The organism is Janthinobacterium sp. 67 (genome assembly GCF_002797895.1).
In the GTDB taxonomy this organism is placed as follows: Bacteria; Pseudomonadota; Gammaproteobacteria; order Burkholderiales; family Burkholderiaceae_D; genus Janthinobacterium.
Genome location: NZ_PGES01000001.1, coordinates 5,797,218 through 5,822,295 on the forward strand (window position 1 = coordinate 5,797,218; position 25,078 = coordinate 5,822,295).

18 protein-coding genes, 2 tRNA genes and 3 rRNA genes are annotated in these 25,078 nt (G+C 59.2%); 10 read left to right on the forward strand and 13 right to left on the reverse strand.

Going from position 1 to position 25,078, the window contains the following annotated elements:
• Window positions 1-63: 63 nt before the first annotated feature.
• A complete protein-coding gene (locus CLU90_RS26025; protein ID WP_086138739.1) occupies window positions 64-837 on the reverse strand; it encodes a sulfite exporter TauE/SafE family protein in 774 nt (257 codons plus the stop codon).
• A gap of 160 nt (window positions 838-997) precedes the next feature.
• Between CLU90_RS26025 and CLU90_RS26030 the strand changes: the two genes are divergently transcribed.
• The 3 genes from CLU90_RS26030 to CLU90_RS26040 all read left to right on the forward strand — a co-directional run bounded on the left by CLU90_RS26030 (window position 998) and on the right by CLU90_RS26040 (window position 3,917).
• Entirely contained in the window at window positions 998-1,939 is a 942-nt protein-coding gene (locus tag CLU90_RS26030; RefSeq protein ID WP_086138738.1) for a CysB family HTH-type transcriptional regulator, read from the forward strand.
• Between the two features lie 61 nt (window positions 1,940-2,000).
• Window positions 2,001-2,651: a class I SAM-dependent methyltransferase gene (locus CLU90_RS26035; protein WP_092715269.1), complete on the forward strand. Its 651-nt coding sequence runs from the start codon at window positions 2,001-2,003 to the stop codon at window positions 2,649-2,651.
• 318 nt (window positions 2,652-2,969) lie between these two features.
• On the forward strand, window positions 2,970-3,917 hold the full coding sequence (locus CLU90_RS26040; protein ID WP_100429210.1) for a porin: 948 nt from the start codon (window positions 2,970-2,972) through the stop codon (window positions 3,915-3,917).
• 46 nt (window positions 3,918-3,963) lie between these two features.
• On the opposite strand, the gene CLU90_RS26045 is transcribed toward CLU90_RS26040, so the two are convergent.
• From CLU90_RS26045 to CLU90_RS26055, 3 genes are all read right to left on the reverse strand, one after another.
• A complete protein-coding gene (locus tag CLU90_RS26045) occupies window positions 3,964-5,154 on the reverse strand; it encodes a PAS domain-containing sensor histidine kinase (RefSeq protein WP_100429211.1) in 1,191 nt (396 codons plus the stop codon).
• Between the two features lie 161 nt (window positions 5,155-5,315).
• Window positions 5,316-6,074: a LytR/AlgR family response regulator transcription factor gene (locus tag CLU90_RS26050; protein WP_092715273.1), complete on the reverse strand. Its 759-nt coding sequence runs from the start codon at window positions 6,072-6,074 to the stop codon at window positions 5,316-5,318.
• Window positions 6,075-6,142: 68 nt separating this feature from the next.
• Window positions 6,143-7,435 (reverse strand): sensor histidine kinase, encoded by a 1,293-nt coding sequence (locus CLU90_RS26055; RefSeq protein ID WP_100429212.1) that lies wholly within the window; start codon window positions 7,433-7,435, stop codon window positions 6,143-6,145.
• Between the two features lie 606 nt (window positions 7,436-8,041).
• Between CLU90_RS26055 and CLU90_RS26060 the strand changes: the two genes are divergently transcribed.
• From CLU90_RS26060 to CLU90_RS26085, 6 genes are all read left to right on the forward strand, one after another.
• Window positions 8,042-9,572, forward strand: a 16S ribosomal RNA gene (locus tag CLU90_RS26060).
• Between the two features lie 100 nt (window positions 9,573-9,672).
• Window positions 9,673-9,749, forward strand: a tRNA-Ile gene (locus CLU90_RS26065).
• 11 nt (window positions 9,750-9,760) lie between these two features.
• Window positions 9,761-9,836 (forward strand) — tRNA-Ala (locus CLU90_RS26070).
• Between the two features lie 239 nt (window positions 9,837-10,075).
• Window positions 10,076-12,965: ribosomal RNA gene (locus CLU90_RS26075) — 23S ribosomal RNA — on the forward strand.
• A gap of 138 nt (window positions 12,966-13,103) precedes the next feature.
• Window positions 13,104-13,216: ribosomal RNA gene (rrf, locus tag CLU90_RS26080) — 5S ribosomal RNA — on the forward strand.
• Together the 16S, 23S and 5S rRNA genes with 2 tRNA genes alongside form the textbook arrangement of a ribosomal RNA operon.
• 111 nt (window positions 13,217-13,327) lie before the next feature.
• Entirely contained in the window at window positions 13,328-14,626 is a 1,299-nt protein-coding gene (locus CLU90_RS26085; protein WP_232731411.1) for a leucine-rich repeat-containing protein kinase family protein, read from the forward strand.
• Between the two features lie 55 nt (window positions 14,627-14,681).
• On the opposite strand, the gene CLU90_RS26090 is transcribed toward CLU90_RS26085, so the two are convergent.
• The gene (locus CLU90_RS26090; RefSeq protein WP_092717715.1) at window positions 14,682-15,947 is read right to left on the reverse strand and encodes a nitronate monooxygenase; all 1,266 of its coding nucleotides are present in this window, start codon (window positions 15,945-15,947) and stop codon (window positions 14,682-14,684) included.
• Window positions 15,948-16,132: 185 nt separating this feature from the next.
• A complete protein-coding gene (locus CLU90_RS26095; RefSeq protein ID WP_034759416.1) occupies window positions 16,133-16,618 on the reverse strand; it encodes a YajQ family cyclic di-GMP-binding protein in 486 nt (161 codons plus the stop codon).
• 185 nt (window positions 16,619-16,803) lie between these two features.
• On the opposite strand from CLU90_RS26095, the gene murB reads away from it, so the two are divergent.
• Complete coding sequence (gene murB / locus CLU90_RS26100; protein ID WP_100429214.1) at window positions 16,804-17,832, forward strand: UDP-N-acetylmuramate dehydrogenase; 1,029 nt, start codon at window positions 16,804-16,806, stop codon at window positions 17,830-17,832.
• 111 nt (window positions 17,833-17,943) lie between these two features.
• Here murB and ppnP read toward each other — a convergent pair whose 3' ends face one another.
• From ppnP to CLU90_RS26135, 7 genes are read right to left on the reverse strand one after another with little or no spacing between them, the layout of a single operon-like run.
• Window positions 17,944-18,258: a pyrimidine/purine nucleoside phosphorylase gene (gene ppnP / locus CLU90_RS26105; RefSeq protein ID WP_100429215.1), complete on the reverse strand. Its 315-nt coding sequence runs from the start codon at window positions 18,256-18,258 to the stop codon at window positions 17,944-17,946.
• A gap of 25 nt (window positions 18,259-18,283) precedes the next feature.
• A complete protein-coding gene (locus CLU90_RS26110; RefSeq protein WP_092717723.1) occupies window positions 18,284-19,309 on the reverse strand; it encodes a diguanylate cyclase in 1,026 nt (341 codons plus the stop codon).
• Window positions 19,310-19,319: 10 nt separating this feature from the next.
• Window positions 19,320-20,372, reverse strand: a complete 1,053-nt coding sequence (gene cheB / locus CLU90_RS26115; RefSeq protein WP_092717726.1) for a chemotaxis-specific protein-glutamate methyltransferase CheB — start codon at window positions 20,370-20,372, stop codon at window positions 19,320-19,322.
• A gap of 10 nt (window positions 20,373-20,382) precedes the next feature.
• Entirely contained in the window at window positions 20,383-22,686 is a 2,304-nt protein-coding gene (locus CLU90_RS26120) for a hybrid sensor histidine kinase/response regulator (RefSeq protein WP_100429216.1), read from the reverse strand.
• Complete coding sequence (locus tag CLU90_RS26125) at window positions 22,683-23,369, reverse strand: chemotaxis protein CheW (RefSeq protein WP_100429217.1); 687 nt, start codon at window positions 23,367-23,369, stop codon at window positions 22,683-22,685. Before CLU90_RS26125 ends, CLU90_RS26120 begins: the two co-directional genes overlap by 4 nt.
• Before the next feature lie 9 nt (window positions 23,370-23,378).
• The gene (locus CLU90_RS26130) at window positions 23,379-24,620 is read right to left on the reverse strand and encodes a CheR family methyltransferase (RefSeq protein ID WP_092717735.1); all 1,242 of its coding nucleotides are present in this window, start codon (window positions 24,618-24,620) and stop codon (window positions 23,379-23,381) included.
• Window positions 24,617-25,075, reverse strand: a complete 459-nt coding sequence (locus CLU90_RS26135; protein WP_100429218.1) for a chemotaxis protein CheW — start codon at window positions 25,073-25,075, stop codon at window positions 24,617-24,619. The genes CLU90_RS26130 and CLU90_RS26135 overlap by 4 nt, the downstream gene beginning before the upstream one ends.
• Window positions 25,076-25,078 lie beyond the last annotated feature (3 nt).

A 25,078-nucleotide genomic window follows, 5' to 3' on the forward strand; every position in this document is an offset into this window, starting at 1 on the left:
CGGGGTGCTGGAAGATTGCCTGGGATTATGTTCTTGATACTGCTCTAGTCACTTGTTCGGTAATTAATAGATTAGCTTCACTGCCACGCCGGTCAAGGTCATCGCCAGCAGCACGCGTAAAAACTTTTCCGGCACGGAGCGGGCTACCCAGGAACCGAGCGTGATGCCGGGCAGGGAGCCGACCAGCAAGGAAGCCAGCAATTCCCAGTGGATGGAGCCGAGCCACCAGTGGCCCAGGGCGGCGATGGCCGTCAGGGGCACGGCGTAGGCGATATCGGTGCCCGCCACTTCGGCTGAGCTCATGCGTGGATACAGCATCACCAGCAAGGTGGCGCCGATGGCGCCGGCGCCAATCGACGAGACCGTCACCAGCACGCCCAGCACGGCGCCGGCAATAATGGTTGCGGCGGCAAGCTTGTTGCCTTGCAATTGTTTCTCGGGGTGTGCGTTGATCCAGGCCAGCATGCGGCCCTTGAAGATCAGCGCCACGACGGTCAGCAGTACGGAGGCGGCGATCGAGTAACGGATGATCTGGCCGATTTCCGGCGACAGGGTGCCGAACGATTTGAGCGCCAGGGTCGCGATGACGGCGGCGGGCAGGGCGCCGATGCACAGGCGCTTGACGATATCCCAGCGGACGGTGCCGCGCAGGCGGTGCGTCAATGTGCCGGCGCTCTTGGTGATCGAGGCGAACGCCAGGTCGGTACCGACGGCCACGGAAGGCGGCACGCCAAACAGCAGGGTTAACAGCGGCGTCATCAGCGAGCCGCCACCCACACCGGTCATTCCTACGAGTAATCCTACGGCAAATCCTGAGACTATATAAGACAAAGTCATGCTTGCACCCCCAAAGTACCCGCAATAGTAATAAACTTAGTGTTTATTCCAAACTACTAAGTACGCATTTGCTTATATGCGATATGCGTATATGCATGAACGTAAAATCATGGGTGGGGCGGAAACTCGGCAAATCACGGCAATCTAGGGCAAACCAGCAATGAATCTCCATCAACTGCGCTTCGTGCGCGAAGCGGTCCGGCAGAACTACAACCTGACGGACGCCGCCAAGGCTTTGTTTACGTCGCAACCGGGCGTATCGAAAGCCATTATCGAGCTGGAAGAGGAATTGGGCGTGGATATTTTTACGCGCCACGGCAAGCGCATCCGCGGCTTGACGGAGCCGGGCCGCCTGGTGCTGGAATCGGTCGAGCTGATCATGCAGGAAATCGACAGCATGAAACGCATCGGCAAGGAATTCGCGGCGCAGGACAGCGGCAGCTTTACCATTGCCACCACGCATACGCAGGCGCGCTACACCTTGCCCAAGGTCGTGCAAGCCTTCATGCTGAAGTTTCCGAAGGTAAGATTGTCTTTGCTGCAAGGTAACCCGCGCCAGATCGCCGAGATGGTGCAGCGCGACCAGGCCGACCTTGCCATCGCCACGGAATCGATCGCCGCCATCGATGGCTTGATCACCTTGCCATGCTATCAATGGGAGCACGTGGTGGTGGTGCCGCTCGACCATCCGCTGCTCAAGTCGAAGTCCGTAACCCTGGAAGAAATCGCCGCCTTCCCCCTGATTACCTATGACAGCGCGTTCGCCGGACGCAACAAGATCGACCATGCTTTCGTGCTGCGCGGCCTGAAGCCGGACATCTTGCTCGAAGCCATCGATGCGGACGTGATCAAGACTTATGTCGAGTTGGGCATGGGGATTGGTATCATAGCGGGTATGGCCTTCGATGCCGAGCGCGACAAAGGCTTGCGCGCCATCCCCGTCGGCCATCTGTTCGGCATGAATGTGTCGCGTGTGGCCGTCAAGCAGGGCGCGTATTTGCGCAGCTATATCTATACCTTTATCGAGTTGCTGACACCGACCCTGAACCGCAAGCTCATCGAGCAGGCGATGAGCGGTGATAAAGAGCACTACGAACTATAAACAATGCATGAAGTCGGCCGGGCGGTTGCCTGGCCAAGATTATTTAAGAAGAGAAGAAACAATGATTACCGATCAGCTTGCCAAATATTACGCCACCATCGCGCAGCAGTACGAGCGCGTCTATGACAAGCCCGAACGCCAGGAAGACCTGGAAGTGTTGCGCGACAAGGTCGCCGACGTGCTCGAAGGCCACACCGTACTGGAACTGGCTTGCGGCACCGGCTACTGGACGGAAGTGGTCGCCGAGTCGGCCGAGTCCGTGCTGGCCACCGATATCAACGATGAAATGCTGGCGCTGGCCCAGGCGCGCGGCTTGCCTGACAACGTCAGTTTCGCCAAGCTTGACGCTTTTAACTTGCCCGATGATTTGCAGGGCAAGTTCACTGCCGTGTTCGCCGGCTTCTGGTGGTCGCACGTCAAGCGCGAAGACCAGGACAAATACCTGAAGCAATTGCGCAGCAAGCTGGGCAAGGACATCCTGCTGGTGCTGATCGACAATTCCTATGTCGACGGCAGCAGCACCGTGATCGCGCGCACCGACCTGGAAGGAAATACCCACCAGTTCCGCACGACGGACGCGGGCGAGCGCTATGAAGTACTGAAGAATTTCCCATCGGATAGCCACCTGCGCAAGAAGTTTGCCCACTCGGCCCGTGAAATTCGCATGAAGCGGCTGGAGTACTACTGGCTGCTGAGCTGCCGCCTGAAGTAAGGCTGATCTGTGTAGATGGTAGGTCGGATTAGCGGCGCAGCCGCGTAATCCGATACCGCCACCTTGCCAACAATGTTGTCGGATTACGCATGGCCTTGCCCCGCTAATCCGACCTACGGTAAATAGGCCTTGCCGCCGCATGAACCGCCCTTGGGCGGTTTTTTTTCGCCTGTTGTTTTTATCTGACACGACGTTGTGCCAAAAAGCAACATCTTGTCGTTGTCATATTGTTGAAGTATTTGATGGGCATGATTCGGTTCAGCAGCTAAGCAGCTCAGCAGCGGCACACCTTGTCCAACCTAATGTAGAGAATCTCAAGTGAAAAAAATTACTCTGGCAGCATTGATCATCGGCACCTTCGCAGCAGCTACGGCACAAGCACAATCGAACGTCACCGTGTACGGCCTGGTTGACCTTGGTATTGCCAAGACCACTGGCCAGCCGACCGTCGAGCGCGAAAACAATGCGTCGCGCCTCGGTTTCAAGGGTACGGAAGATCTGGGTGGCGGCCTGTCCGCCATTTTCAACCTGGAAAGTGAATTCCTGGCCGACACTGGCGCGCAAAAAGGCGTGTTGTTCGACCGTCAAGCCTACGTGGGCTTGAAAGGCGCTTTCGGTACCGCCATCCTGGGCCGCACCAAGAACCTGGTCGATGGCACCATCGCCCGCGTCGACCCATTCAACACCTACGGTGTCGTCGGCAAGAACAATGAAACCCTGCTGCGTTCGGGCGTCGGCTCGTCGCGCGTCAACAATGCCGTGACCTACAACAGCCCAAGCTTTGAAGGTTTCGTGGGCAGCCTGCAATACGTGCTGAGCGAAGTCAACAGCGCTGACGCAGGCGTGATCGGCCTGGCAACCTACGACAATGGCCCAATCAGCTTGCACGCCGGCTACGAAAAAGCCGTGCAAGCAACGGCAACGGCCGCCAAGCCTGACCTGTGGTCCATCGGTGGCGGCTATAAATTCGGCCCAGCCAAGATCACGGCCGCCTACTCGAAAGGCGACACCAAAGTTGCCACGACTGGCGAATTCAAGTCCTACCTGATCGGCCTGAACTACACGGTCGGCGGCGGCGATGCCAAAGTGTCGTATGGCAAGCAAGAGCAAAGCAACAACAAGTTCAAGGATCAGGACACCATCAAGGAATTCGGCGTCGGCTACGACTACCACCTGTCGAAGCGCACCGACGTGTACGCTTACGCTGGCCGCGAGCGCGTCAAGTCGCTGACCTCGTACCAGATCGGCCTGGCACACAAATTCTAAGCATCGTTCGATGTGACGAAGTGGAAGGCGCCTGCGGGCGCCTTTTTTATTGCATCGCCGCCGCGGCCTCCTCGGCATGCATGGGCAGCGAGATTTCGATGCGCGTGCCACCCAGTTCGCTATCGGCGCCGATATGGATGTTGCCATTCAAGCCCCATACCCGCTCGCGCATGCCCAGCAGCCCCAGGGCCGTGGCCTTTTCCATGTCGTGTTCGGCGATGCCGCGGCCGTCATCCTGGATGGTGATTGCCAAGGAAGAGTCGATGCGGTGCAGGGCGATGGTGATGTGGCTCGCTTCGGCATGGCGCGCGATATTCGTCAGCGCCTCCTGCACGATGCGATAGATGGCCGTGCTGCGCGCATCGTCGAGCACGAGGTCGGCTTCGTCGGCCAGCAAGTCGAAATGGATGGCGCGGCGCAGCAGGAAGTCGTGGCGCAGTTTTTGCAGCGCAAAATACAAGCCCCCTTCATCGAGGGCGCGCGGACGCAGGTTGCTGGCGATGCGCCGCAGCGAGGTGATGGCCGTCACCAGCAGGCCGTCCATGCTGTGCAGCAGCGCCTGCAGGGACGCGGTGGTGTCCGTGTGCTGGCGCACCAGGGTCAGGTCGACGCGCAGGGTGGCCAGCAACTGCCCCAGGTCATCATGCAATTCGCGCGCGATATGCTTGCGCTCTTCTTCGCGGATGGTTTGCAGCGCGCTCGACAATTCACGCAATTGCGAAAAGGAACGGGCCAGCTGTTCATGCATCTGCTGGCGCGCACTGATGTCGCGCACGATGATGGTAAATACGCTCTGGCCATCTTCCTGCATGGCCGAGAGCGAGCCTTCGAGGGGAAACATGGCGCCATCGCTGCGCCGTCCCGTCAGGGTGTAATCGGTGGCACGGCGGCCCGTCAGGCGCAGCTCCTGGCAGATGTCGCCAAACGGCGGATCGCCATCGCGCTTGCCCAGTCCGCCCAGGGTACGCAAGTCGCGCAGGATGTAGTGGCCCAGGCGCATGCCGCACATGGCGGCCGGCGTGTCGTCGAACAATCTGGCTGCTGCCGCGTTCGCATGCAGGATGATTTGCCGGCTGTCGATGCTGATGATGGCGTCGCTGGCGCTGTCGATGATGGCCTGGCCGCGCGCCTGCTGTTGTCGGCGGGCTTTCAGTGGCGGAAACAGGCACAGCAAAAGCGCCGCCGCCATACCCAACGGCAAGAAGCGCAGCAGTGCGGGACTGCCTCGGTCGGGCATGGGGCTCTCCTTGCGAACGTGGGCGAAGGCAGGCAGTGCAGGAATGGCGGGCGAGACTTGATATAGCCTATGCCTGCTGGCGTGGCACGGTTTGATGTGGCGCAGGAAGGGGGCAGAAGAGAGTGCGCCGCGCCGGCCTGGGCCTGGCGGCGGCGAGAGACTTACATTTGCTTGAACAGGTGCAGGAAGCTGCGGCTCACTTCAAGCTTGTCGGATTTGCCTTTGATGAGCACCAGGTGGCGGCCGCGGATGTCGCGCGTCACGCCTTCGATGGCATTCACGTTGACGAGGGTGGCGCGGTGGATTTGCCAGAACAGGGAAGGGTCGAGCTCTTCGGCCAGATCGCGCACGGGCTTGCGTATCAGCGCCTCGTACTTGGCCGTCTGCACGCACGTGTATTTCTCGTCAGAACGGAAAAACAGAATCTCTTCCACGGGGATCATGCGCAAGTCCTGGCCGATGCTGGCCTGTATCCATTGCAAATACGTGGGCTTGGCCGTGATTTTTTCCGCCAGCTGCGACAGCATGGCCGTGACGCTGCTGTTGACGTCCATGGCGGGTTTGTTCAAGTGCGTTTTCAGGCGTTCCACCGTCACCAGCAAGCGCTCGTGCTCGGGCGGCTTGAGTACATAGTCGACGGCGCCCCGTTCGAAGGCTTCGACGGCGTGGCTGTCATAGGCCGTGACGAAGACGATGTGCGTCTTGCTGCCGATAACTTGCGCCGCTTCCATGCCCGTCTTGCCCGGCATGCGGATATCGAGGAAGGCAAAGTCAGGCTTGAGTTGCTCCACCAGTTCGATCGCTTCGTCGCCATTCTTGGCTTCGCCGATGATTTCCAGTTCGGGCCAGGCCTGGCCCAGGCGCAGGCGCAGTTGGTCGCGCATCAGTCTTTCGTCGTCGGCAATAATAGCGGTAGGCATAAGTCTCAAGTGTGAACAGGCGAAGATTGATTATTCAATGATTTGGCGTTTTTATCAACTACTCTGTCTTATTTGGACAATTGATAGGGCACTTCGATCACGGCGCACACGCCGGACGGTTGATTTGGCGTAATGGTCAGGCTGCCCTCGTCGCCATGCAGCAGCTTCAGCCGCTCGCGGATCGTGGGCAAGCCCAGTCCCGTACCATCGCTGGGGACCACGCCAAAGCCCAGGCCGTCATCGGTGACCGTCACGCGCAGCTTGCTGTGCGCCACTTCGGCCACGATGCGCAGGGTGCCGCCTTCCGGCTTGACTTCCAGGCCGTGCTTGATGGCATTTTCCACCATCGATTGCAACATCATGGGCGGGAAGGCGGCGCTGCGCAGGCCGTCGGGAATCTGGAAATCGACGGTCAGGCGCTCTTCCATGCGCATTTTCAGCAGGTTCAAGTACGCTTGCACCATGTCCGCTTCACGGCCGAGGTTGGTAATGAGGGCGTTGTCGCGCATTTGCGGCAGCACGGCGCGCAGATACTGGATCAGGCTGCGCTGCATCTTGGCCGCACGCGGCGGGTCGACCTGAATCAGGTGCTCGACGGAGGCAAGCGTGTTGAACAGGAAGTGCGGCTCGACTTGCGCCTGCATCATCTGCATCTTCGCCTCGCTGAGCTGGCGCTGCATGGATTCGCGTTCGGCTGCTTCGTTCGCCGTGACGGTTTCCGCTTCCGCACGTTTCTTGCCGCCGACCAGCGCTTTCATGGCGAAAAGGGCCAACACCAGCAAGGAGACAAAGCTCTTGAACCAGGTCGAGGCTTGCTGGTGATAGCGCGACACTTTTTGTTCGGCAGCATCATCGACGGCTTCTTCGATGGCATTTGACAGCTCTTCGCCGATTTGTGGCGGCAATTCAATATGAACCTCTTCGCCCGATGCATTGGTCGTCACCGGATAATTAGGCTTGGCGGGGGCGGCAGGCGGCTCGGGTGGTTCTGACGGCACGGCTTTGGCCTGCGCGTCCGCTTCGGCGGCATCGGCCGGTTCGCTGGCCGCGTCGGTGGCGCTGCTGCGCCGGTTCTTGTTGTTGCGGGGATTGAAATGGATGCCCGTATCGTCGATCAGGATATTGGTTTCACCCGAACCCTTGCTGCTGCGTTTGTGCGACTTGATGACAACTTCTTCATCCGGGCTGGACGAGAACAGCTCATCTTGCAAAATGGAACCGGCGATCAGTGCCAGCGCAGCGAACAGGAAGAATTTCCACCAAGACAGTTGGGTGACCCAGGTCGTCGTCGCGTCGAATGCCCGTTGCAACCAAGCGAGGATGGTTTTCAACAATTCGGGCAGGCTGGAAATCGGAAGCATGGGGCACTTTCAAATACAAGAGTTAATGGACGCAGCGGGCAAGTTTAACCCCTTGTTGCGTAGCGTCAGAGTCTGATGGTGCCACTGTGCCTAAAGACCACGAACTACGCCAGCCGATTGCGACAGGCTGCACAAAAAGGCGCTTGAAGTGAAGGCCAGGCTTGCTGGGCGGTGAGGGGCGGTAAATATCGCTTGCGGGGAATGTGGGGCAGGGCTATAATTCGCCCCCTCGCTGAACGACGCATGCAAATGCAGAGTGAGACGAGAGAAAAGAAGGAGTTGACGGATTTAGCGAAATGCTTCATACTCTTCCTTCTTCGCAGCTGACAAACACAACGCTTTGTCGATAGCGCGAAAGCAGTAACCGAATATAGTTCTTTAACAATTAACAGTCGATAAGTGTGGGCATTTGATGTAAGTGCAGCGTCAATCTTCGGATTGGCGTCTAACTTAAAATATCAAATGTTCACAAGAAATAATGAAATAGGATACTTCTTCGGAAGTAGCCTGTCAGTTTTTTGAGTGAGCAAACCCCTCGCAATGCGAGGGGTTTGAACTAGTTAAATAGTTCGACCATGCCGGTAAAACGGCAAAGTAACAGAGATTAAACTGAAGAGTTTGATCCTGGCTCAGATTGAACGCTGGCGGCATGCCTTACACATGCAAGTCGAACGGCAGCACGGAGCTTGCTCTGGTGGCGAGTGGCGAACGGGTGAGTAATATATCGGAACGTACCCTGGAGTGGGGGATAACGTAGCGAAAGTTACGCTAATACCGCATACGATCTAAGGATGAAAGTGGGGGATCGCAAGACCTCATGCTCGTGGAGCGGCCGATATCTGATTAGCTAGTTGGTAGGGTAAAAGCCTACCAAGGCATCGATCAGTAGCTGGTCTGAGAGGACGACCAGCCACACTGGAACTGAGACACGGTCCAGACTCCTACGGGAGGCAGCAGTGGGGAATTTTGGACAATGGGCGAAAGCCTGATCCAGCAATGCCGCGTGAGTGAAGAAGGCCTTCGGGTTGTAAAGCTCTTTTGTCAGGGAAGAAACGGTGAGAGCTAATATCTCTTGCTAATGACGGTACCTGAAGAATAAGCACCGGCTAACTACGTGCCAGCAGCCGCGGTAATACGTAGGGTGCAAGCGTTAATCGGAATTACTGGGCGTAAAGCGTGCGCAGGCGGTTTTGTAAGTCTGATGTGAAATCCCCGGGCTCAACCTGGGAATTGCATTGGAGACTGCAAGGCTAGAATCTGGCAGAGGGGGGTAGAATTCCACGTGTAGCAGTGAAATGCGTAGATATGTGGAGGAACACCGATGGCGAAGGCAGCCCCCTGGGTCAAGATTGACGCTCATGCACGAAAGCGTGGGGAGCAAACAGGATTAGATACCCTGGTAGTCCACGCCCTAAACGATGTCTACTAGTTGTCGGGTCTTAATTGACTTGGTAACGCAGCTAACGCGTGAAGTAGACCGCCTGGGGAGTACGGTCGCAAGATTAAAACTCAAAGGAATTGACGGGGACCCGCACAAGCGGTGGATGATGTGGATTAATTCGATGCAACGCGAAAAACCTTACCTACCCTTGACATGGCTGGAATCCCTGAGAGATTGGGGAGTGCTCGAAAGAGAACCAGTACACAGGTGCTGCATGGCTGTCGTCAGCTCGTGTCGTGAGATGTTGGGTTAAGTCCCGCAACGAGCGCAACCCTTGTCATTAGTTGCTACGAAAGGGCACTCTAATGAGACTGCCGGTGACAAACCGGAGGAAGGTGGGGATGACGTCAAGTCCTCATGGCCCTTATGGGTAGGGCTTCACACGTCATACAATGGTACATACAGAGCGCCGCCAACCCGCGAGGGGGAGCTAATCGCAGAAAGTGTATCGTAGTCCGGATTGTAGTCTGCAACTCGACTGCATGAAGTTGGAATCGCTAGTAATCGCGGATCAGCATGTCGCGGTGAATACGTTCCCGGGTCTTGTACACACCGCCCGTCACACCATGGGAGCGGGTTTTACCAGAAGTAGGTAGCTTAACCGTAAGGAGGGCGCTTACCACGGTAGGATTCGTGACTGGGGTGAAGTCGTAACAAGGTAGCCGTATCGGAAGGTGCGGCTGGATCACCTCCTTTCTAGAGTTTGCACGAATCAGGTAACTGGTTCACGCATCAAATGTTCACACTTATCGGCTGTTTAATTAAGAAGAAACAGTAGTCGTAGTAGTTCCGCGTTGGGGCTGTAGCTCAGCTGGTTAGAGCACCGTGTTGATAACGCGGGGGTCGTTGGTTCGAGTCCAACCAGCCCTACCAGTCATTACCCAGGGGGATTAGCTCAGCTGGGAGAGCACCTGCTTTGCAAGCAGGGGGTCGTCGGTTCGATCCCGTCATCCTCCACCAAAGTTTTACTTGAAAGTACAAATGTAAGCCTCTGGGTTTAGATTTGATCTTTTAGCGATCAAAGCTGTTTCGTTCTTTAACAATCTGGAAGAAGTAAAGATTATTTATTGATCGGTTTGCCGTAAAAAGCGAATCGATGGGTAATGATTGTATGTATCAACAAACAAGCAACAACGTTGTACTTTCTTATCCCTGTAGCGCTCTTTGATGACTTCGGTCTTCAGAGGCTAACGTTATAGGGACAAGCGAATAAGTGCACATGGTGGATGCCTTGGCGATTACAGGCGATGAAGGACGTAGTAGCTTGCGATAAGCTGCGGGGAGTGAGCAAACACACTTTGATCCGCAGATTTCCGAATGGGGCAACCCACCCTTTTAGGGTATTGCAACCTGAATACATAGGGTTGCAAGGCGAACGCGGCGAACTGAAACATCTAAGTAGCTGCAGGAAAAGAAATCAACCGAGATTCCCAAAGTAGCGGCGAGCGAAATGGGAAGAGCCTGTACGTGATAGTCGGACCGATAACAGAATCCTCTGGAAATAGGAGCCATAGCGGGTGATAGCCCCGTATGTGAAATCGGACCGGTGGTACTAAGCGTACGACAAGTAGGGCGGGACACGTGACATCCTGTCTGAATATGGGGGGACCATCCTCCAAGGCTAAATACTCGTAATCGACCGATAGTGAACCAGTACCGTGAGGGAAAGGCGAAAAGAACCCCGGAAGGGGAGTGAAATAGATCCTGAAACCGTGTGCATACAAACAGTAGGAGCGGACTTGTTCCGTGACTGCGTACCTTTTGTATAATGGGTCAGCGACTTACATTCAGTGGCAAGGTTAACCGAATAGGGAAGCCGTAGAGAAATCGAGTCCGAATAGGGCGATCAGTCGCTGGGTGTAGACCCGAAACCAAGTGATCTACTCATGGCCAGGATGAAGGTGCGGTAACACGCCCTGGAGGTCCGAACCCACTAATGTTGAAAAATTAGGGGATGAGCTGTGGGTAGGGGTGAAAGGCTAAACAAACTTGGAAATAGCTGGTTCTCTCCGAAAACTATTTAGGTAGTGCCTCAAGTATCACCATCGGGGGTAGAGCACTGTTATGGCTAGGGGGTCATTGCGACTTACCAAACCATTGCAAACTCCGAATACCGATGAGTGCGAGCTTGGGAGACAGACGTCGGGTGCTAACGTCCGGCGTCAAGAGGGAAACAACCCAGACCGCCAGCTAAGGTCCCAAAGATTGGCTAAGTGGAAAACGAAGTGGGAAGGCTAAAACAGTCAGGATGTTGGCTTAGAAGCAGCCATCATTTAAAGAAAGCGTAATAGCTCACTGATCGAGTCGTCCTGCGCGGAAGATGTAACGGGGCTAAGCCAGTCACCGAAGCTGCGGATATTGTTCTGTGATTTATCACAGATATATATGGTAGGAGAGCGTTCTGTAAGCCTGCGAAGGTGTCTTGTAAAGGATGCTGGAGGTATCAGAAGTGCGAATGCTGACATGAGTAGCGATAATGGGGGTGAAAAGCCTCCACGCCGTAAGCCCAAGGTTTCCTGTTCAACGTTCATCGGAGCAGGGTGAGTCGGCCCCTAAGGCGAGGCAGAGATGCGTAGCTGATGGGAAGCAGGTTAATATTCCTGCACCGTCGTATGATGCGATGGGGGGACGGATCGCGGAAGGTTGTCTGACTGTTGGAATAGTCAGTTTCTGTCTCATAGAAGGCGCTTAGGCAAATCCGGGCGCGGAATTCAAGGGGATGGGACGAGTGAACTTGTTCACGAAGCAATCGGAAGTGGTTCCAAGAAAAGCCTCTAAGCTTCAGTCATACGAGACCGTACCGCAAACCGACACAGGTGGGCGAGATGAGTATTCTAAGGCGCTTGAGAGAACTCGGGAGAAGGAACTCGGCAAATTGGTACCGTAACTTCGGGAAAAGGTACGCCCCGGTAGCTTGATTGGTTTACTCCATGAGGGTGAAAGGGTTGCAATAAACTGGTGGCTGCGACTGTTTAATAAAAACACAGCACTCTGCAAACACGAAAGTGGACGTATAGGGTGTGACGCCTGCCCGGTGCTGGAAGATTAAATGATGGGGTGCAAGCTCTTGATTGAAGTCCCAGTAAACGGCGGCCGTAACTATAACGGTCCTAAGGTAGCGAAATTCCTTGTCGGGTAAGTTCCGACCTGCACGAATGGCGTAACGATGGCCACACTGTCTCCTCCCGAGACTCAGCGAAGTTGAAATGTTTGTGATGATGCAATCTACCCGCGGCTAGACGGAAAGACCCCATGAACCTTTACTGTAGCTTTGCATTGGACTTTGAACCAATCTGTGTAGGATAGGTGGGAGGCTTTGAAGCGGGGACGCTAGTTCTCGTGGAGCCAACCTTGAAATACCACCCTGGTTTGTTTGAGGTTCTAACCTTGGTCCGTTATCCGGATCGGGGACAGTGCATGGTAGGCAGTTTGACTGGGGCGGTCTCCTCCTAAAGTGTAACGGAGGAGTTCGAAGGTACGCTAGATACGGTCGGACATCGTGTTGATAGTGCAATGGCATAAGCGTGCTTAACTGCGAGACTGACAAGTCGAGCAGGTACGAAAGTAGGACATAGTGATCCGGTGGTTCTGTATGGAAGGGCCATCGCTCAACGGATAAAAGGTACTCTGGGGATAACAGGCTGATTCCTCCCAAGAGTTCATATCGACGGGGGAGTTTGGCACCTCGATGTCGGCTCATCACATCCTGGGGCTGTAGCCGGTCCCAAGGGTATGGCTGTTCGCCATTTAAAGTGGTACGTGAGCTGGGTTTAAAACGTCGTGAGACAGTTTGGTCCCTATCTGCCGTGGGCGTTGGAAATTTGAAGGGGGCTGCTCCTAGTACGAGAGGACCGGAGTGGACGAACCTCTGGTGTACCGGTTGTCACGCCAGTGGCATTGCCGGGTAGCTAAGTTCGGAAGAGATAACCGCTGAAAGCATCTAAGCGGGAAACTTGCCTTGAGATGAGATTTCCCAGAGCCTTGAGCTCTTTGAAGGGTCGTTCGAGACCAGGACGTTGATAGGCTGGGTGTGGAAGTGCAGTAATGCATTAAGCTAACCAGTACTAATTGCCCGTACGGCTTGTCCCTATAACCTTAGCAGGTACAGAGGATAAGACGGTACAACGTTGTGAGTTTGTTGATACTACCAGTCATTACCCCGATCTTTGCTTCTTCCAGATTCAGGCTTTGTCGCTCCACCGAGGACAAATGCCAGTACAAGTTATGCCTGATGACCATAGCAAGTTGGTCCCACCCCTTCCCATCCCGAACAGGACCGTGAAACAACTTTGCGCCGATGATAGTGCTGCAACCAGTGTGAAAGTAGGTTATCGTCAGGCTTGTTATACAAAAAAACCCCTTCCGGTGATCCGGTTGGGGTTTTTTTACGTCCAATGATTTTATGCATGGCATCGACCGCGTGCTACCTTGAAAGGGATATCTTGTCTGCTGTGCATACACTGGAACAATTACGTGCTGGTCAACTGGCTGGCCTGCGCCGCCTGAAACTGTCCTGCGGCCTGACGGCATTCCCCCGCGAAATCTTCGACCTGGCCGACAGCCTGGAAATCCTCGACCTGTCCGGCAACGCGCTATCCACATTGCCCGACGATTTGCCGCGCCTGCACAAGCTGCGCATCATTTTTTGCTCGGATAATCTGTTCACCACCTTGCCGGCCGTGCTCGGTTCATGCCTTGCCCTGGAAATGATCGGGTTCAAGGCGAACCGGATACGCCACGTGCCGGCCGCAGCCTTGCCGCCCAAGCTGCGCTGGCTGACCCTGACCGACAATGCCATCGAGTCCATGCCCGATGAGCTGGGCAAGTGCAGTCAATTGCAGAAACTCATGCTGGCTGGGAACTGCCTGAGCCACTTGCCCGCTACCCTGGCGGCTTGCCGTCGGCTGGAGCTGGTGCGCATTGCCGCCAACCGTTTCACGGCGCTGCCCGACTGCCTGCTGTCCTTGCCACGCCTGAGCTGGCTCGCATATGCGGGCAATCCCTTTACGGAAGCGCGTGAGCTGGCCGCTCTGGCCGGTACAGCTGTGGCGGGCGTGGCCTGGCAGCGCCTGGAACTGGCGCAGCAGCTGGGCGAGGGCGCGTCGGGCGTGATTTACCGTGCCCGCCTCGATGGCGTCGATGATGTCGCCGTCAAAGTGTTCAAGGGGGCGATGACCAGCGATGGCTTGCCGCGCAGCGAGATGGCCGCCTGTATCCGCGCCGGTGCCCATCCGGGACTGATTCCCATCCTAGGGACGCTCGATGCGCATCCGCAAGGGGCGACGGGGCTCGTCATGCCGCTTATCGACGTTGCCTACCGCAACCTGGCCGGCCCGCCGAGCCTGGCATCGTGCACGCGCGACGTGTATGCCGATGGCGGGTGCTTTGAGGCACAGCAAGCGCTGGCCATTGCCCACGGCATCTCCTCAGCCGTGTGCCAACTGCATGCGCACGGCATCGTGCATGGCGACCTGTATGCGCACAATATCCTGCATGCGGACGCCGGCGCCTGCCTGCTGGGCGACTTTGGCGCGGCCTCGATGTTTGCGCCGGGTTCGCCGCAAGGGGAAGTGCTGCAGGGCATGGAGGCGCGCGCCTTTGGCGTGTTGCTGGGCGAGTTGATCACGCATGGTACGACGCCTTTGCCCGCCTTGCAGGCCTTGATGGATGCTTGCCTGCAGGAAGACGTATTGCGCCGGCCCACGTTCGACGCGATCGAACGGGCATTGCGTGACATGCTCCCCGCATAAAAAAAATGGCGCAGCCTTCGCAGGCTGCGCCATTTTTATATCAGGCTGACAAGATTCAGCTTGCTGCCAGGATTTCTTTTTCCGGCAGGGCGATCTGGTTGTCGACGCTGAACTGGTAATCCTTGAAGACGTGTTCGGCCGTCAGGATCTGGTATTCGCCGTTGTCGAGCTTGTGCGTGGTGTCCTTCAGGCGATACGTGTAATGGCCGCAGGTCCAGCAATTGAAGTTGCGCATGTGCGTGCACAGGCAAGTCTTGTCCATCACGACGACGGTTTTTTGCTCCGGATGGGCAGCCACTTCGCGGTTGTACGAGTTGATGTACGCGCAGTTACCGGTCGCGTCGAGCAGGTAGCCATACGATTCGCAGCCTGGACGGATGCCGGCGCCGATGGCGGGCGTGTTCTTCAGCATGCGCATCGGGTAACCCGTCGGCGAGACGCCATTGACGATGATGTCTTCTTCCGATGCCTTGTAGTATTCCTGCTTGACCTTGTTTGGCAAGCCGCATTCCTTGGTGACGGTAAAGCGCGTCGCCACTTGCACGCCGGCCGCGCCCGCTTCCAGGAAGGACACGGCATCGCTGCCCGTGAAGATGCCGCCAGCGGCGATCAGCGGGATGTCCAGCTGCTCGGCCTTCAGGTAGGCCAGCAGTTCTGCCGTGATCGTGTGCAGGTCGTAATTGGCCCAGTCCATGCCGAAACCCAGGTGGCCGCCAGCCAAAGGTCCTTCGACGATGATGAAGTCGGGCAAACGGTCCAGCTTGGCGTTCTTGCGCAGGAAAATCTGCAGGGCGCGCACGGACGACACGATGATGCCCAGCTTGGCATCACGGAAACGCGGGTGATCGGCCATCAGGGCGAACGAACCGAAGTGCAAACCGGCGGACAGGGTGATGCCGTCGATGCCGGCATCCAGTGCCGCATTCAGGCGCACGCGCAAGGTTTCACGCGGTCCATTCATGGTCAGCTTTTCCATGCAATTGACGAAGATCAAACCATCGCCTTTTTTCGCTTCCATGGTGCGGCCGATATGCAGGCGTTGCGCTTCCGCCAGGCGGCCCAGGTCGAACTGCACCACGGCCTTGTCGCTGTTATTGATGTTGAACTTGTACAGTTTCGTCTTGTCTTTGACGAAGGTGGTGTCGAAACGGCGATCCGACACGTCTTCCACCATGGCATCGGAGATATGCCCGATACCGTTCAGCCGGGCCGCTTCCAGGGCCAGCTCCGACGTGGAAATATCCACACCCATTCCGCCTATCATGATGGGCACATATTCTTTTTTGCCAAATCGCAGGCGGAAATCATCAACACGTTTCATTGCTATCCTTAGACTACCGTGGTTATCACTGAGCCAGATGTACGGTCAAGCCCGGCGCCGGTCGGGCGCGCGGGCGCATGTAGCTGTGCGCAGCTTCAATTCTACCCCAAGCGGGCAGGCTCTCCGAGGCAGAGCTTGCCTCCATGCGGGTGCAAGCGCAGGCTGGAGCGTGCGCAGCATCGAAATTAATCGCGGAAATTGTTAAATTCCAGCGGCATGTCGGGCACGTCCTTGCGCAGCATGGCCATGGCCGCCTGCAGGTCGTCGCGCTTGGCGCCCGTGACGCGCACGGCTTCGCCCTGGATGCTCGCTTGCACTTTCATCTTGCTGTCCTTGATGACGCGCACGATTTTCTTGGCATCATCCGATTCGATGCCATTCTTGATCTTGATGATCTGCTTGACCTTGTCGCCGCCGATCTTCTTGATGTCGCCTTCGTCGAGGAAGCGTACATCGACCTTGCGTTTGGTCAATTTGTTGGTCAGCACGTCGCGTACCTGGCTGAGCTGGAATTCCGAATCCGCAAACGCGGTCAATTCGTTTTCCTTGTGTTCGACGCGGGCGTCGCTGCCCTTGAAGTCGAAGCGGGTCGTGATTTCCTTGTTCGATTGCTCGACTGCATTCTTGACTTCGATCATATCGGCTTCGGAGACTACATCAAATGACGGCATGGTCTGTTCCTTTTCTTGTTAAAGCGAGCGCGCGCTCGGCGCACTGGGCCTTGGCGGCTGATTCCGCGCCATGGGACGGCCCTGTTAAAGATGCGACATTTTAACGGACAACGGACAAGTCGCCCTTGTCCTGAGGTGGTTTTTTGTCGCTTTCGCTCTATAATCGAGCAAAATTTCCCTATCTCATGCATCCAGAGCTCACCATCGAACACAATTACAACCTCCAGCGCCTGAATACCTTCGGCATCGCGGCCAACGCTGCCGCCTATGTACGCATCACTTCGCAGGCCCAATTGCAGGCCGCGCTGCAAGATCCCGCCCTGTCCGCCATGCCGCGCCTGATATTGGGCGGCGGCAGCAACATCGTGCTCACGGGCGACTTTCCCGGCGCCGTGCTGCACATGGCCACGCGCGGCATGCGCCTGGCGCAGGCGGACTTCGAGACGATACTCGTCACGGCCGCGGCCGGCGAAAACTGGCACGATTTCGTGCAGTGGACCCTGGCGCAAGGCGTGGGCGGGCTGGAAAACTTGTCATTGATCCCCGGCACGGTAGGCGCGGCGCCTATCCAGAATATCGGCGCGTATGGCGTTGAAATCAAGGATTATCTGCATAGCGTGAGCGTCATGCACAGCGCCAGCGGCATCGTCTTCGACATGGACCGCGACGCTTGCCGCTTTGCCTATCGCGACAGCATCTTCAAGCAGGCGGACGGGCGCGAGCTGATCGTGCTGGAAGTGACGTTTGCCTTGCCAGCCGAATGGCAGCCGAACTTGCGCTATGCGGAACTGGCGCAGGCCGTGGCCGAGCGCAATCTTGCCGAGCCGACGCCGCAACAGGTGGCCGACACGGTAATGGCGATCCGCCGGCGAAAATTGCCGGATCCTGCCGTGATCGGCAATGCGGGCAGTTTCTTCAAGAATCCCGTGGTGTCACGGGAGCAATGTCTTGCCTTGCTGGAACGTTTCCCTGCGCTTGTGCACCATGCGCAAGCCGATGGCACGGAAAAGCTGGCGGCCGGCTGGCTGATCGATCAGTGTGGCTGGAAGGGAAAAAACCTGGGGCCCGCGGGAGTGTATCCCAAGCAGGCGCTGGTTCTGGTGAATAATGGCGGCGCTCGTGGCGCGGACATTACCCGGCTGGCGGAAGCGATACAGGATGATGTAGAGGCGAAATATGGCGTGCGCCTGTCGCCCGAGCCTGTGTTTGTCTAAATAGTCAATCCGCGCTTGAAAAAATGTTCAGGGCAAGGCGCATTGCCGAAGACAGTACGTATAGTACGGCGAGGCAGTGCAACGCAGCCATGGACGTTTTTTCTGCGTGGATTAACCGAAGTGGCAGACGTAGTCGACAGTTTCAGTGGTTTCAATATCAAAATAGCTATTGCCCGGGATGCTGAATTGCGTGCCCGCGCCATAGCTGTTCCATTCCGCCGCGTCAGCCAAACGTACCTTGCACAGGCCGCCGACGATCTCCATGATTTCCGGCGCGCCCGTGTTGAAGCGCAACGATGACGGGAAAATCACGCCCACGCTTTTCTTCGTGCCATCGGCGAGGATGACGTTGTGCGACACGCATTTGCCGTCAAAGTAGATATTCGACTTCTTGACGACGCTGACATTGTCCAGTTGTGTGCTCATGCTTCACTTTCCTTGCTGTTAAAAATCAGTCGCGGACGTCATTGGCGCTCAGCACGCTGTTGCGTCCGCCGCGCTTGGCCGCGTACAGGGCCTGGTCGGCGCGGTTGATCAGTTGCTCGATCGTCGAGTCCGGCGATGGGACGACGGTGGCCACGCCGATCGAGATGGTCACGATGCCTGTGGTGGCCGCCGGGTTTTCGATCTGCAAACCTTCCAGGTGGCGCCGGCATGCCTCGGCGATCAGCCGCGCGCCGGCCGCTTCCGTTTCCGGCAGGATCAGGGCGAACTCTTCGCCGCCATAACGGGCTGCCAGGTCGGCCGGGCGTTTCAAATGTTCCGTCAGCACGGCGGCGACTTTTTTCAGGCCCAGGTCGCCCGCCAGGTGGCCAAAGTGGTCGTTATAGCTTTTGAAATGGTCGATATCGCAAAACAGCAGGCTCAGCGGCGTCTTGTCGCGCTGGCCCCGCTGCCATTCGAATTGCAGGGTTTCATCGAAGCGGCGGCGGTTGGCGATGCCCGTCAAGCCATCGAGGGCAGCCAGTTTCTGTAATTCAATGTTCGCATCCGCCAGATTCTTTTGGCTTTCGCGCAGGAAACGGAATGCCTGGTCGCGCTGCAATCGGCTGATGTGCGCGTTGGAATGGTAGCGTATGCGCGCCAGCAACTCCAGGCGGTCCGGCAGTTTCACCACATAATCGTTGGCGCCGACGGCAAAGCTGTGGGCCTTCAGTTTCGGGTCGTCCTTGGCCGACATGACGATGACGGGCACATGCGCGAGCGCCGCGTTGTCGCGGTACAGCTGGATCAGCGCGAAGCCGTCGATGCCGGGCATCACCAGGTCTTGCAGGATGACGGTCGGTTGCAAACGCAGCGCCGTGTCGAGCGCCTGCGTGGCGTCCGTCACGTAATGAAATTCGATATCCTGCTGGTCGCTGAGCATGCGCCGGACTGCCTCGGCAATGATCAACTGGTCGTCCACCAGCAGCACGCTGACCTTGAATTCGGTCAATGCGGGCTCATGCTGGGTGAAGCTGGAGGAGAATTCTGGCATTGCATTCTTTTCAGATGTTAGGGGAGGGCTCCCACCCATTGTTGAGCTTGGCGCCCAGGCGGCTGCGCAGGCTGGCGCCTATTCTATCCAATGGCAGGATTTGCTGCGCCGCATCGAGTTCGGCCGCCGCACGCGGCATGCCGTACACGGCACTGCTGGCCTGGTCTTGCGCAATCGTCGTCTTGCCCGCGCGGCGCATGGCCAGCAGGCCATCGCCGCCGTCGCGCCCCATGCCAGTGAGCAATACGCCGATGGCGTCGCCGCGCCAGTGCTGTGCCACGCAGTTGAAGAAGACATCGACGGACGGGCGGTAAACATAGTCGCGTGGTGCTGCATCGTACCCCAAACGATAATTTTGATCTAGCAGCAGGTGATCATTGGTCTTGGCGATCAGTACGCTGCCTGCCACCAGTTCGTCGCCGTCGGCGATCACGCGCACGGGCATGCTGAGCTGGTCATCGAGCCATTTGGCGAAGTGCGAGGCGAAGGTTTCATCGATATGCTGCACCACGACGATGGCGCAGCCGGGCGGCGCCGTCCAGCCGGACAGCACCTTGGCCACGGCCGACGGCCCGCCCGTCGAGGCGCCGATGGCCACCAGAGTGCTGACCTGGCCATCGCCCCGGTCGCCGCCATTGCCGTTCGCCTGGCGCGGCGGCGGCGCTTCGGCGCTGTGGCGTATCAGCTTGCCAATGGTCTTGATCTTGGCCAGCAGTTCGCTGTCGCCGCCCACTTCGCCCTGCAGCACGGGCGTGGCCGTGACGTCGAGTGCGCCCGCACCCAGCGCGCGGAAGACCTGGTTGACATTGTCCTGCGGGCGCCCCGTGACGACGAGGATGGCGCACGGGCTTTGCTCCATGATCAGGCGCGTCGCTTCCACGCCATCCATCTCCGGCATGTTCAAGTCCATCAGGATCAGGTCGGGACGGTTGCCCTCGCACATGCGCACGGCTTCGAGTCCCGTGCGGGCGATCCACAGCACCTGGTGTTCCTGCGTGCTGGCGACCACCCGGCGCAGGGCCTCGGCGGCCATGGCGACATCGTTGGCGATGGCAATTTTCATGAATGACAGCTCATAAGCGGGCATCTCCTATCAGGTCGGCCACCGCGTCGAGCAAGGTCTCGTCGTGGAAGCTGCCTTTGGTCAAATAATAGTCGGCGCCGGCGGACAGGCCGCGCGCGCGGTCTTCCGGACGGTCCTTGTACGACACGATCATCACCGGCAGCTTGTGCAGGTGCAGGTCCTTCTTGATCAGCGAAACGAGTTCGATGCCATCCATGCGCGGCATGTCGACGTCGGTGATCACCAGGTCATATTCTCCGCTGCGCACCACGTTCCAGCCGTCGATGCCATCGATGGCCACGTCGACGTCGAAGCCGCGCGCCAGCAGCAGCTTGCGCTCCATCTCGCGCACCGTCAGCGAATCGTCGACGACGAGGATGCGCTTGGCGCGGCGCTGCTGCGCGTGGCCCGCCTGCGCCAGCTGGTGCAGGCCGCCTTCGTGCAGCAGCTTGTCGATCGACAGCAGCAAATCGGGCACGTCGAGGATCAGCACCGGTTCGCCGTCGTCGAGCAGGGCGGCGGCGGAAATGTCGCGCATCTTGCCGAAGATCGGGTCGATGGCCTGCACGGCCAGGCTTTGTTCGCCGCGGATGGCGTCGACCACCAGCGCATAGCTTTGCTTGCCGCGTCCGATCACCACCACCGGTAAATCGTCGGCCTGGCTGGCCGCTTCGCCCAGCTCGAGCACCTGCGCCGCCGATACCAGTCCCAGATGTTCGCCCTTGAGTTCAAAGAACTGCTTGTTTTCCAGGGTATGGATGGCCGCTTGCGGCACGCGCACCACGCTTTCCACCTTGACGATGGGGATGGCGTAGGCTTCGCCGTGCACGTCGACCACCAGCGCGCGCACGATCGACTGCGTCAGGGGCAGGGTGATCAGGGCGCGGAAACCGCGGCCCGGTTCCGATTCGAGGCGCACGGTGCCGTTTTGCTGGCGTATCGTCTCGTGCACGATGTCGAGGCCCACGCCGCGTCCGGACAATTGATTCGCCTTTTCCTTCAGGCTGAAGGCGGGCAGGAACAGAAATTCCAGCAGCTCGCCCGGCGACAGCGCGGCGGCCATGGCGGGGCCGGCCATCTTGCGCTCGATGACGGACTGGCGGATTTTTTCCAGGTCGACGCCGCGCCCGTCGTCGCTGATCTCGATGCTCAGCATGCCGGCGCGGTGGCGCGCCTCCATGCGTATCGTGCCCAGCGCTTCCTTGCCCGCGTCGATGCGCTCGTACGGGCCTTCCATGCCATGGTCGATGGCATTGCGCAGCATGTGGTTCAGCGGGCTTTCGATCTTCGCCAGGATGTCGCGGTCGACCAGGGTGTCTTCGCCGTCGATCTCGAGCTGCACTTCCTTGCCCAGGCTGCGCGCCAGGTCGCGCACCATGCGGGGAAACGCGTGGATGCCGTCGCGGAAAGGGCGCATGCGCAGGGCCAGCACTTCGTCGACCATGCCTTGCGAGACGGCCAGCAGGCGCCGTTCATAGGTTTCGATGTCGGCGATGTGCTCGAGCATGAACTGCTTCAGGGGCTGCGTCTTTTGCAGCGCCAACAGGGACTTTTCCATCAGGCCCGGGTCGGCCGAACGGGCAATGGCTTCGTGCAGGTGCTCGATGGCGGAAAACAGGCTGCTCTGGTTGCGCTTGAAGCGTTGCAGGGCGCCGACGAACGGGTGCATCTGGTGCGCATTGATGCGCGATTCGCTGGCCAGCGACAGCAGTTTGTCGAAGTTCTGCGCCTGGGCCTTGGCCGGTGCCGCGCCTGTACGCGGTACTGGCGCGGCCGTTTCCGGTTCATCCCCTGCCAAGCCGCTGGCCACGGGAACTTGCGGTTCGGCCGCTTCCGGCGGCAAGGGGGGCGGAGCAGGAACGGGCGCCGGCGCCGAAGGCAGTGCCGGCAATTCGGGCAGGTCGGCGATGCCGGCGATGGCGTTCAGGGTCTGGTCGATCTGCGCCGCATTGGCGGCCAGCCACGCTTCGGCGCCCGCGTCGTCCAGGCGCGACAGCTGCACGATCAGGTCGACGCCCGACAGCAGCACGTCGACCCGTTCCGGCGTGAGTTTCAAGCGGCCGTGCTGGGCGGCGACGAAGCTGTCTTCCATGCCGTGCGCCAGCTGCACCACCACTTGCAGGCCGACGATGGCGGCGGCGCCCTTGATCGAGTGCGCCGCGCGCATCATCGCTTCGACGGCGGCCGCGTCACCCGCATGGCGCTCCATGGCCAGCAAGCCGTCGGTGAGGATCTGGGTCTGGCTGTCCGCCTCCATGCGGAACAGGTCCAGCATGGAAAAGGCACTGAGGTCGCCGTGCTGGTCCTGGCTCATCGTAATAGTCTCGCAAGTTGAAAGCCGATCAGCGCCGTGTCGAGGCAGCCGATGCGCATGTCGCCCTCGGTGATCACGCCCGACAGGAAGCGCGACAGGCCCTTGTTGATGGTGGCCGCCGGCGCCTGCACGGCGCCCGACGCATAGCGCACGATGCCGTGCAGGTCGGCCACGGGCAGCGCGTAAGCCTGCTCCTCCCAGCGCATCAGCAGCAGGCGGGCGAACGTGTGGCGGCCCTTGGCCGGCGGCGCACCCTGTTCGTCGATGCCCAGCAAGTGTGCCAGCGACATGCACGGATACAGCTTGCCGCCGATATTGACGATGCCCGCCAGGCCGCCTCCGCCGCGGTGCGGTAGCGCGTGCGGCTTGGCCTGCGGCGCCACGGAGTCGAATACGCGCGTGGGCAGCGCCAGCCATTCGCGGCCGATGCGAAACACCAGCGCCGAACTGTCGCGCACTTCACCGCCCGCGTCCAGCTGGCGGAAGTGGCTGGCCCAGTCGCGCCGGTAGTGTTCGTCCACGGGCCGCTGCAGGTTGCGCTGGGCGGCGCCCGCGTACACGTCGCAGTTGCGGCAATGGACGTTGGCTGGCAGCTTGGGGCAGCTCTGGTCGCCGACCACGCCGATATGGTTCCAGCAGTCGTCGATGGTGGCGGGGGACTCGGTGGCGATGAGATTTGTCATGCTTGCCCCTTAGTTGGACGCCTGGCGGCGCTCGTAGATGCGTGCCGCGCGCGCCTTCAGGGTGGCGGCGGCCGTGTGGTTGCCATTGCGTTCGGCCAGCAGGGACAGGTGGCACAGCGCCTCGTAGTGGTCGGGCTGCAGATAGATGCAGCGGCGCCAGTAATCGTCGGCCAGGTCCATCTTGCCGGCCAGTTCATTGATGATGCCCAGCATGAAATACGCTTCCGCCGCCTCGGGCACTTTCGCCAGGTGGGCGTGGCATTTTTCACCGGCTTCGCGCAGCTGGCCGCGGTCGGCCAGCAGGCGCGCTTCGGCCAGCAAGTCCGTTTGCGCGGCGGCTGCTTGTACCGGCACGGGCCGCGGGCGCGCCGCCTCTGGCGCCGGTGCCGATGGGGGACGCAAAGGCGCCGGCCGTGGCGTGGGCGGCACGCTGCGCAGCGCGCGCGCCGGTGGCAAGGCGGCCACCGGGATGATGGCGGCCGGTGGCGTGCTGTCCTTTTTCAGGGCGAAGGCCTGGCGGAACTGCAGCGGCGCAAAGCCGTTCTGACAGAACGACGGCACTTCCGCATAGCCGGCCAGCAGCATGCCGTCGTCGGCCAGCAGGGTGGACAGATTCTGGATCGCCGCGCGCGTGGTCGGCTTGTCGAAGTAGATCAGCAGGTTGCGGCAAAAGATGACGTCGTAGTGGCGGCTGTAGGTGGCCGTGTCGAACTGCAGCAGGTTGCCCTGCCTGAAGGTCACCTGTTCGCGCAAGGAGTCGATGATGCGGTAGGCATCGTCGGCCACGTGCGTGAAATAGCGCTCGCGGAAGGCCACGTCCTGTGCGCGGAAGGCGTTGCGGCCATAGATACCCGCCTGCGCCCGCTCGATGCAGCCGGGGCTCAGGTCATACGCGTCGATGCTGAACGCCTGTTTCGGCACGCCGCCGTCGCGCAGCGCCATGGCCATCGAATATGGTTCCTCGCCGCCCGCGCACGGGATCGACAGGATGCGCGTGGCGCGTCCGCGCGCCCAGCGTTCCTGCACCAGTTCGACGGTGGCGTAGAACGCCTGCGGATCGCGGAACAGCCACGATTCGGGCACCACCACCAGTTCGATCAATTGCGTCATTTCGGCCGGCGTGAGCGCCTGCAGGTACGCTTCGCTGTCGGCAAAGCCCGTCTGCTCCATGCGCTGGCCGACGGCCCGTTCGGCCACGGATTTGGAGACGGACAGGCCGGTCGCGCGGCGCAGCAGGGCCTGCGCCGTCATGCCGCGCTCGCGTCTTGAAACAGCAGCGCGCGCACGTCCGGCGGCAGCAGGTGTTCCAGTTCCACCAGCTGCACGATGCCGTCGGCGTCGCTGGCCACCTGGCCCAGGAAGGGCGCCGTGGCCACGCCGCTGTCTTCAAGCCGGAGCGGGTCGATGTCGGCGATGCCGCGCACCTGCGAGGCCAGCAGGCCCAGCGCGTGCGTGCTCTCGTCGCCAGGCGCGCGGTAGTCGACGATGACGATGCGCGTGTCGAACTGCGCGGCGGCGGCCGGCAGCCCGGCCAGGCGCGACAGGTCGATCACGGGCACGGGCGTGCCATGCAAGTCCATCAGGCCAGCCACATAGGCTGGCGTGAGCGGCAACTGTTTCAGCTCCAGCAGCGGCAGGACGCGCACGATGCGGGCCAGGGGCAGGCCGTAGCGGTCGCGTCCGATGTGAAAGAGCAGCACTTTCATGGG